The 9,208-nt window shown below is 44.7% G+C and carries 10 protein-coding genes; 2 read left to right on the forward strand and 8 right to left on the reverse strand.

The annotated features are described in order from the left end of the window. Positions 1–627 precede the first annotated feature (627 nt). Positions 628–1,320, reverse strand: a complete 693-nt coding sequence (locus C7B77_RS16260) for a DUF305 domain-containing protein (protein WP_106306919.1) — start codon at positions 1,318–1,320, stop codon at positions 628–630. A gap of 199 nt (positions 1,321–1,519) precedes the next feature. On the opposite strand from C7B77_RS16260, the gene rppA reads away from it, so the two are divergent. Both rppA and rppB read left to right on the forward strand, forming a co-directional pair. After that, a complete protein-coding gene (rppA, locus tag C7B77_RS16265) occupies positions 1,520–2,242 on the forward strand; it encodes a two-component system response regulator RppA (RefSeq protein WP_106306922.1) in 723 nt (240 codons plus the stop codon). Between the two features lie 24 nt (positions 2,243–2,266). Further along, on the forward strand, positions 2,267–3,676 hold the full coding sequence (gene rppB / locus C7B77_RS16270; protein ID WP_106306925.1) for a two-component system sensor histidine kinase RppB: 1,410 nt from the start codon (positions 2,267–2,269) through the stop codon (positions 3,674–3,676). Positions 3,677–3,853: 177 nt separating this feature from the next. Here the strand turns inward: rppB and C7B77_RS16275 are convergent, their stop codons facing one another. From C7B77_RS16275 to C7B77_RS16305, 7 genes are all read right to left on the reverse strand, one after another. Continuing rightward, positions 3,854–4,423, reverse strand: coding sequence for a hypothetical protein (locus C7B77_RS16275; RefSeq protein ID WP_146138355.1), 570 nt, complete (start codon positions 4,421–4,423; stop codon positions 3,854–3,856). 402 nt (positions 4,424–4,825) lie between these two features. After that, complete coding sequence (locus C7B77_RS16280; protein WP_245894230.1) at positions 4,826–5,812, reverse strand: tyrosine-type recombinase/integrase; 987 nt, start codon at positions 5,810–5,812, stop codon at positions 4,826–4,828. A gap of 3 nt (positions 5,813–5,815) precedes the next feature. After that, entirely contained in the window at positions 5,816–6,628 is an 813-nt protein-coding gene (locus C7B77_RS16285; RefSeq protein ID WP_106306932.1) for a Fic family protein, read from the reverse strand. An 8-nt stretch (positions 6,629–6,636) separates the two neighbouring features. Then, a complete protein-coding gene (locus tag C7B77_RS16290) occupies positions 6,637–7,347 on the reverse strand; it encodes a Uma2 family endonuclease (RefSeq protein WP_106306935.1) in 711 nt (236 codons plus the stop codon). Positions 7,348–7,514: 167 nt separating this feature from the next. Next, entirely contained in the window at positions 7,515–8,081 is a 567-nt protein-coding gene (locus C7B77_RS16295; protein WP_106306938.1) for a Uma2 family endonuclease, read from the reverse strand. A 63-nt stretch (positions 8,082–8,144) separates the two neighbouring features. Continuing rightward, entirely contained in the window at positions 8,145–8,561 is a 417-nt protein-coding gene (locus C7B77_RS16300) for a helix-turn-helix domain-containing protein (protein ID WP_106306944.1), read from the reverse strand. Then, the gene (locus C7B77_RS16305; protein WP_106306941.1) at positions 8,558–8,845 is read right to left on the reverse strand and encodes a type II toxin-antitoxin system HigB family toxin; all 288 of its coding nucleotides are present in this window, start codon (positions 8,843–8,845) and stop codon (positions 8,558–8,560) included. The genes C7B77_RS16300 and C7B77_RS16305 overlap by 4 nt, the downstream gene beginning before the upstream one ends. Between the last annotated feature and the right edge of the window lie 363 nt (positions 8,846–9,208).

The following is a 9,208-nucleotide window of genomic DNA, read 5'->3' on the forward strand; positions in this document are numbered from 1 at the left end:
TCGGATAGTTGCAGTTAATCTGGGTTCGATTTTGCGATGATTGCGGGTTTGATGATTTATAATTGCGGGTCGCTACATGTATGACGAGCGATGCTAGCCCGTGCGGAGGGAAAAGTATAGTTGCTATAGATGTAGGGAAGAGTACTCTCAGTTTGGCTCTGTGCTCTAGCACTAGTTGCAATAGTAGTCAGTGCTAGACATAGAGTAGCGAAGGGTAATAAGCGATGAAAACGCATGTGCTTGACTTTTCGTGAATTAGCTTGCTGCACACATCATTGCAATGATGTGTGAAATTTTAGTGAAATTTAGACATATTTGGTAAATTATTTCAAAATATGCGTTAGGTGCTGAGAGCGCAAGATCTCAACACTGGATAAATTTAGCTGTCAAATCCAGGTTGTGCGGAGATCTGTCAGACAACTAAGTTTATTGTTTTGAGGTCTTATCGATCGAATTTACTTTGAGGTAACTTAACGTGCGAGCGACCTTAACCGTATTTCAACACGACACAGATAATCACGATCGTTATTGGCGTGGCATAACAGACTTTTATCAAAATTTAAATAAGGGATATAAACGATCGCTTATATCCCCAGCCATTACCTTAATTCAAATAAATTTTACTAACTATTTACTGGCAGACCATTGTTTCTGCCATTGAGTCATCTGAGCGATTTCTGCCTGTTGAGACTTAATAATATTTTGAGCGAGTTTTTTCATCTCTGGACGTTTTGATTTTTTCAATAAATCTTGTCCCATTGTCACGGCACCTTGATGATGGGGAATCATCGCATCGAGAAACCTACGATCGAATCCAGCATCGGCTTTACCCAAAGACATACTCATCATCATCGACTGTTTATGTTCGGCGGTCATTGCCATTTCATGATTCATAGCGGCGTGCCACATTATCGGTGTCGCTGATGCTTTGGGATACCATTGTTTGCGCCACTGCTGCATCTGAGCAATTTCTTTTTTCTGCTCGGCAATCATACCTTTAGCCAGTTTAATTAGTTCGGGGCGTTTGGATTTTTGGAGAACTTCTTGCGCCATGACTAACGCCCCTTGATGGTGGGGAATCATACTATCGATAAAGCGCAGATCGTAGTTAGCATCAGCGGGGCCGATATCCATACTATGATTCATCATGCCCCCCTTCTTCATAGAACCATGATTCATGCCACCGTGGTTCATCCCTCCATTTTGGGCGAGTGTTGAATTCGACCTCTGGTTTGTTAAATTAGCAATCGCCAAGGAGCCGAAACCAATCCCGCCTAAGATCAAAGCAATCGGAGCGAGTAATTTAACTTTGGAATTCATAAGTGCTAGAAATAATTGTAATGTTGACCTTACGACAATCCTATTGGGATGAGATGAAATTAAGATGAAATCATGATTCAAGCTGAGATTTCATCTCAATTTCATCTGGTTAAGCGACGATCGTAGTTATGAAGATTCTATCGATCGAATCCAAACCAGACTCAGGTGCCCTTAATTAGGGGATGATTACGGTATAGTTATGAAAATTTTACTCATCGAAGACGAGCCAGACTTGGGTGCCATCATTCAGAAAATCCTCTCTCGCCATCAATATGTAGTAGATTGGGCGGAAGATGGCAAAACTGGCTGGGAATATTTAACTAACGATCGTTTGCGTAGCATCTCCGCTGGAGAAACGACCTATGCGTTGGCAATTATCGATTGGATGTTACCCAAAATGTCTGGAATCGAGATCTGTCAGCGGTTACGAGCCGAAAAATACACTCTTCCCATCCTGATGTTGACTGCCAAAGATCGGATGGAGAATAAAATTACCGGATTGGATGCTGGAGCGGATGACTATCTAGTCAAACCCTTTGGAATGGAAGAACTTCTCGCTAGACTTCGCGCTCTGCAACGCCGCGCCCAAGTCTTTCAAGCAGAGCGATTGCAAGTGGGAAATCTGCGACTAGACTATGATAATAATGCGATCGTGACGATCGATCGCCAGGGACGCGAACACTCTGGAAGTCTAACCGCTAAGGAATTTCAACTCTTAGAATATCTCATGCAACATCCCGATCGTACCCTCACCCGCGACCAAATTCGCAATCGGATTTGGCCGCTCGATTCGGAGTCGGCGAGTAATGTTGTCGCCGCCCAAATTCGGCTATTGCGGAAAAAGTTAACCGAACTAGGCTGTGAGAGTTCGATTGAAACTATGCGCGGATTTGGATATCGCCTCAATTCCGTTCATAAATAAATAGATAATTATCGATCGTTAAAAGTGCATCAAAATCGACTATTCAATCGCACCCGTATCCAACTAACTTTCACCTATGCGCTCGTCATTGGTTTAATTACATTGCTCTCTGGCTCTGCGATTCATTTAGTGATGATTAGAGCATTCGCCCGAACGGTCGATCGAGAATTAAACACTTTAGCTGGCACCGTACATGATGCCCTGGAAGCTGTTTTACAACAGCCGGAAATAGTAAATTCTGTTGTGATGAATGTACTTCCTGGACTGTGTGTAGTCGGCAAGGAATGTTCGCCAGTTAAACCTCATTCTAAAATTGCCGAACTGACAAAAAAACAAGGCTACTGTCTGCGATTGTTGAACTTAAAAGGTCAAACGATTGCGACCTTGGGATCGACACAACACAAGTTTACCGGAAGCTTCGCTTTGCCAAGGGAGAATAAAATCCCAACTATGGATTGGGAAACTATTACTGACGATCGTGGCGAACGCTATCACTTTCATACACTACCACTCAAAACGATTGACAATCGCGACTGGGGTTATCTTCAAGTTGCCCAATCCTTCGATCGATTGGATGAATACATGAGTAGTCTACATCTAATCCTGATCTTTGGGATTCCACTAGCAATGTTACTAATTGGCGGGGCCAGTTGGTGGCTCTCAGGTTTGGCAATCGAGCCAATTTACCAGTCGTACCAGCAAATTCAGCAGTTTACCGCCGATGCCGCTCACGAACTCCGCACACCGCTAGCTGTGACCAGCATAGCCGTAGAAAATGCTTTAGATGTCGAAGTAATCGAGCCGGAAACTCGCACTAATTGGGAAATTGCCCAGCGTCAAGTTCGCCACCTCACTCGTTTAGCTGAGGATTTACTATGGCTATCGCGGTTGGAGGCGAAGCAATCACCCATGCAGTTTCAGACCTGCTGTTTGAACGATTTAGTCAGCGATTTAGAGGAAGAATTAGCTCCACTAGCGAGTTCGTTAGCGGAGCCTCTCGAAAAGAGAATCGATCTCCGCTTAGAAATCCTCACTAAACAGCCAATCTATGTCATGGGCGATAGTGATAGGTTATATCGAGCGATCGCCAATTTGATTCATAATGCCATTCAATATACTCCTACCGCTGGAGTAGTTACAATTCGCTTAGAATCATCAGAGCGTCACGCAATTATTACAATCCAAGATAATGGAATTGGCATTGCTGAGGCAGATTTACCACATATTTTCGATCGCTTTTATCGAGTGCAAGCAGATCGTTCGCGGAATACAGGCGGAACGGGATTGGGTTTAGCGATCGTACACGCGATCGTCCAGGCACATCATGGCAGTATTCAAGTCGATAGTCAACTAAATCTGGGTAGTAGATTTACCGTGAGTCTACCGATTAAAGTCACTCCGAGCAAGATATCTAACCAGAATAAAATTGTCTAGTTTCAGATGGTTAGAGGCTCGTTCGTGAGGAAAAATAAATCAGATTTGAGCATAATCGCTCGTATTTTAAGTATTCAACCTGTTCGGGCAACACTTCGCGATCGAGGTAAGGCACTTGAAGTTTGTGCATTTCTAACATTAGTCTATACAAAGCTTTAAGAGCTATTTTTCAGGTTGTTAAACGTATCCTGTCTCAATCCTAAAAATGATAGTTGCTGCCGCCGCAAATGTAGGACTTTCAATATAACCATCAACTAGATTATCCAAATTTGCTAAAGAGTCAGCAGCGACAATAAACAAGGCGTGAATATCTTTGGATTCCAGCAGCGGTTCTATCCAATTTTCGGGCGCACTGGCACTCAACTCTCTAACTAGTTTGGCTCTTGTTGCAAATCCATCTTTAAAATCATCTGGCAATAACTCTAACTCTAGATCGCTCATTTCTAGTGCCTTTATACCATTATGAGTAAAGGTAATATTTATCCAGGTAGCTCTGCCAAGTCCTTCTCTACTACTGTGATGCTTGACAATGTTGAACAGGTTACTAAAACCTTTGTCATCTTGAATAGTCATAATTTCAGGTGCTATTTGACTAACCCAATTGCGACCTTTCTTAGAATCGTTAAATTTCAGAAATAAAAACGTTTGGTAGTCTTTATTCAAATATCTAATAGTATTTCCTTGGATTTGACGAAGATCCTTTTGAATACCGTTTAATTTGCGGTTTTGGTCGATATTTTCTTTCATCAGATTAAACATGATAGCTAGAGGTTAAGCATACTGTCATTTAAAATCATCATAATTGGCGAAGATGAAATCAAGATGAAATTAAGTGCTTACTCCCGAACACTCATTCGTTTAGCTGGGCTATTAGAGGGTTGAGTAGCGTTGGAACCAAAACCAGGTTAAGGATTTTGAATTACTTGAAACCCGCTTTTGAAGAAGATTTTCGCATAAAAAGAGAAATCTTTCCATAGTTCACTGACAAATAGTACTACCTATTTTCTACAGACTCACTTTTGTAGCCACTAAAAAGTATTGCTGACGATTTCAAAAGCAGATCTTTATCATTAAACTACTCTCGATCTGTACATCGCTTATCAAACATTAACTGCGTTTCTCTCCTAATAAATCCCAGCAAATAAATTATCAGTCACTCTTTTTATCCCCATTCCCCGCCAGCAAATCCTCCAGCATCCCAGATGCACCCTTTTGTTCCTGCCGTCGATTATCATCGTACAAATTCAACGTATTCTGATTGCTATGCCGACTCAACGCTTGCGCCGCCCGCAGATTACCCCCACTAGCATCTAAAAACGCTGTAATCGAACTATGCCTTAGACGATGAGGAGACACCCGCCGCTCGATTCCCGCCGCCTCCGCATAACCCTGCACGATCCGATAGATACTATCCCCAGCAATCCTCGCCCCATAACAGTTATGGCTCAAAGAAGTAATCAACGCCTGTCCTGGCGCATTACAGGGATGAAAATTCAGCCACTCCTCCAAAGCATAACTTACACTATCGGTTAGGTCGATCGCCACCTTCGCTCGTTTTCCCTTCCCTAAGATCGTCAATTTCTGCTGCTGGGGTAAAAAATCCTCGATATTAGCACTGGCAATTTCCCCGCGCCGCAGCGCATTGCCCCAAAATAACAGCATAATCGCATAATCCCTGATCCCAATCGACGTACTCGGATCGATCTGCTCCAACATCGATTTAAACTGTTCGACCGAAATTCCCCTAGTATCGCGATAAGTTTCGGCGGGAATGCTCTCGATATCCCCCAGATCGACAGTAGTTTCACCCAGCTTCCGCGCCATATCTACGAGGCGCTTAATCGCCGCCAGCCGGACGTTAATCGTGCTGGGTGCCAGGTTTTTATCGATCGAGTGACGACGATACCGCAGTACCATCTCAATTGCCGCATATCGATCGAGTGCTAGAAACTCTGAGATCGTCTCTGGAGTCGCAGAGCCATTATAAGCGAACTGACTGAAATTCTCGATCGCCTTAACGTACTGTTTTCTGGTACTATCGGCAATTTTCAACTGCCCAAACTCTGCCCAGAGATTATCCGCAGCAACGACAGGAGCGGTGACAGAGACTATTTTCTGAATGACAATTTCTACCATAACTTACCCCTCACCTGCCAAACTCAAGATTTCCACCAGAGAAGACTCAACACATTTAGCGATCGTTTCCTTGAGCACGGTGTCATCGCCGTCGGATTGCCAAGCAACAATGGCATTGATATACATGGCACGATCTTCAGTTTTAATCACCGCAATCGGATACCCAGTTCCGAGTAAACTCAGATTCATCAACAGTCTGGCGGTACGTCCGTTACCATCCGAGAATGGATGAATCGTCACTAATCGATAGTGGATCTCTGCGGCTAGTTCGACTGGATGCAGATCGGGCGCAGATTGCAGCCATTCACCAAATCCCTGCATCAGTTCTGGTACTAAGATTCCGCAAAGCGGAGGCTTCGCCAACGCATCGGGATAGCGATAATTGCTCCCTGCTGCCATCACATTGACGGTACGGTAAGCACCCGCCCCGCGCTCTCCTTTGCATACCAGTCCATGAATCTGGCGAATATCCCATTCGGTAATCGCTCGTTCCTCCACCGCCAAATCGCGGATAAAATCGATCGCTTCAACGTGGTTAATCGCTTCGAGATGGTCTTTGATGGGCTTGCCGCCGATGGTTATCCCTTTTTCAACGACGATTTGGGTTTCGGATTGGGTAAGGGTATTACCTTCGTTGGTCGTTCGCGTAGCGTCTCGGAGAGAAGACCTGCCTTTGGCAATCGCGTTGGAGTGATAGGTGAGGCGGATATCATAGACTTCCCGCAAATTATCGACCAATTCCGGCGGTAGGGGGCAGAGGCGATCTAACCTCGCTTTGAGGGCATCAATGTGGTTCAGTAGGGTGGAGTTAAACATCAGGTAAACTAATCAGGCTCGATGCCTAGAGCGCGTAATTTTGCTGCTAGGCGATCGGCACGTTGGCGTTCAAGTTCGGTTTGTTGGCGTTCTTGTTCGATTAGGCGATCGGCACGTTCGATCTGTTCGTCAGGAGTAGGATAGCGTCGATTATTATCGTCGTACCAATACAACCATTCCCGCGTTAACCTGTCAAAGCTGGCACGTTCGCTGCCAATACCGAGGCTAATTTCGGGCATCCAGATGGGATTGCCATCTTGTAACTCGTATTTGCCTTGAATCAGCTTATAAATCTCTAGTCGAGGTTTGCGGCGACGTTTGGGGTTGTAGATGACGTAGTAAAGTACGCCCATCCGGGCATATTCATCGAGTTTAGTCGTGTATTCGCCACCTGGTTTATTGGAGACTACTTCTAAGACTAAAATGGGCGGTATTTCCTCTTCCCAGAGTAGGTAGCTCAGGCGTAAATCTTCGTCATAGTGTCGCTCTACATTCAGACACAAGAAGCCGTCAGGGACGATTGGGGGTCTTTCTGGATGAGAATAGATACCCATATCGATGCCGAAGAACCAATCGAGCCGCTCGTCCCAGAGGATTCGTAAAATTGACTTGAGCAAGCTAGGAATGATTTCTTGAAGTTCGTTATCCACAGGAGTATCGTCGGAGCAGGGCAGTTCGTCAGCAGTCGGTAGGTATCTGGGTAACTCGTACTGATACATGGTGAGGGGTGAGGGGTAAGGGGAAAAGCGGAAGGGGGAAGGTGAGGAAAAGGGTTAACTGTTGGTATTTGAGGGAATTGAGGGCGCGCCATAGCCTAAACCTTTATCCTTTACCCTTTCCCCCTTCCTCTTTTATTTCGGCTTGGGGTAACAAATTTGGCAGTTTCTCAAAATTCGATGCCACGATAGACTCGTTCGATCTCAAAAGTTAGTCCGATACTTTCTAGTTCGACAGTATCACCAGCAACGTAATTGGTCACTTCCCGCTTGTCACGTTCGTTCTTGCGGAATACTTCAATTTCGATTTCTTCAGCACTGACGAGGACGTATTCAATTAAGCTAGTCGATCGCTGATAGAGTTTAAATTTCTTGCCTCGGTCATAAGCTTCGGTGCTAGGGGAGAGTACTTCGACGATCGTACAGGGGTAGCTGTTGAACTGAGGTGTTTGTCGGTCGCGCTCGTCACAAGTCACGCTCGCGTCTGGATAAACGTATTTTTCAGATGCTTGAATTTTGATGCGGGCATCGGAGTTAAAAACTTGGCAATCACCATCGTCTAAATGATTGTCGATTAGTGTAGTAATATTCGTGGCAATTCTACTGTGGTCTGTCGTCCCACCACTCATAGCAAAGACTTCGCCATCGAAGTACTCATGTTTGATTTCTTGCTGCTGTTCCCAAGCAAAGTACTCTTCGGGGGTAAGTCGGGGCAGACGCGCTGGTGCTGCAATCATATTTAACCTCAATTACTAAACGATCGGTCTCAACCCACATATCATCGAAGAAAAGCGCGTTGTCTAACGACGATCGCTAATATCGAAAAACAATACTGGTGAAACATTAAAAAACTCTCCTAGAGCTTTAGCAGTTGCTTTACTAATTTCACGCTTCCCATTGAGTACCTCTGAAGCTATTCCTTGAGAACCGAAGACCGATACTAAATCTTTCTGCTTTAGCCCGCGCTGACTCATCAATTCAGTCAGAATTTCCAAAGGAGTAGCCCGCTGGAGCTGATAGTGTTTATCTTCAAAGCTTTCAATCAAATTCACTAGAAGTTTGAGCAACCGCTCTTGTGCTGGGGATAATGTCTCGCCTAGCCGCATCAATTTCGTAACTTCGGCTAAGTATAGTTCGTTCTCTGCTTCAGTTTCGATCGCCTTGGGTCGAACTTCTGCCAACAACGCTGCATATTCTCGATCCAATGAGACTGTCATGACTTCCATTGCTCCTTGTCGTACTCTGCGTGGGTGAGGATATTTCGGACAAAAATTGTCCCGCTACGATAGTTGATTTCGGCAATTAATCGATAGTGGTTGCCTTTGATGTTGAAGACCGTATAGATTCCTACCAAATCGGCAGATGGATAGGCTTCCCTGAGTTCGACTAGATTTTGCCATTCGGCAGATTTGGCAGTTCTATACCAAGTATCGAGCGCAACTTCTGAATCCGCATGAGTCAGCGCGAATAAAACCAGTCTTTTTCGGCTGATGATGTGCATTTACTTTAAATACCCTAACGTAGATATTATATCTCGTTTTGAGATTCTGTTCGGGTCGAATAGCTTAGTAAAGAGTGAACAACAGACGAACTGAAAACAGGATTATGCTTGAAACCATTATCCAGTATATCTTTTCACCCGAACGCACCAAATCCCGAAAATAGTATGTTAAGAGCAGAAAGCTTGCTCCATCTGCATTTCAAGCTTTCATGGCACGATTTTACAACTATCCTGACGATTCCTCATAGAGGACGCTGTGCCTACGGCAGGCTTGCGCCAACGCGAACGCTGCATCTAGACAGAACGAGGCTTTGAGCGTCATCTTGCAGGTTTTTACTCGGATTCTGTCGCCTACTTGTAGCG

This window comes from Chamaesiphon polymorphus CCALA 037 (genome assembly GCF_003003845.1).
Taxonomy (GTDB): Bacteria; Cyanobacteriota; Cyanobacteriia; order Cyanobacteriales; family Chamaesiphonaceae; genus Chamaesiphon; species Chamaesiphon polymorphus.

Bases quoted from the DNA above. Each gene is read 5' to 3' on its own strand.
- C7B77_RS16275 (WP_146138355.1), bottom strand. From the start codon at position 4,423: ATGAAAGAAAATATCGACCAAAACCGCAAATTAAACGGTATTCAAAAG.
- C7B77_RS16290 (WP_106306935.1), bottom strand. From the start codon at position 7,347: ATGTATCAGTACGAGTTACCCAGATACCTACCGACTGCTGACGAACTG.
- C7B77_RS16295 (WP_106306938.1), bottom strand. From the start codon at position 8,081: ATGATTGCAGCACCAGCGCGTCTGCCCCGACTTACCCCCGAAGAGTAC.
- C7B77_RS16280 (WP_245894230.1), bottom strand. From the start codon at position 5,812: ATGGTAGAAATTGTCATTCAGAAAATAGTCTCTGTCACCGCTCCTGTC.
- rppA (WP_106306922.1), top strand. From the start codon at position 1,520: ATGAAAATTTTACTCATCGAAGACGAGCCAGACTTGGGTGCCATCATT.
- C7B77_RS16300 (WP_106306944.1), bottom strand. From the start codon at position 8,561: ATGACAGTCTCATTGGATCGAGAATATGCAGCGTTGTTGGCAGAAGTT.
- C7B77_RS16305 (WP_106306941.1), bottom strand. From the start codon at position 8,845: ATGCACATCATCAGCCGAAAAAGACTGGTTTTATTCGCGCTGACTCAT.
- C7B77_RS16260 (WP_106306919.1), bottom strand. From the start codon at position 1,320: ATGAATTCCAAAGTTAAATTACTCGCTCCGATTGCTTTGATCTTAGGC.
- C7B77_RS16285 (WP_106306932.1), bottom strand. From the start codon at position 6,628: ATGTTTAACTCCACCCTACTGAACCACATTGATGCCCTCAAAGCGAGG.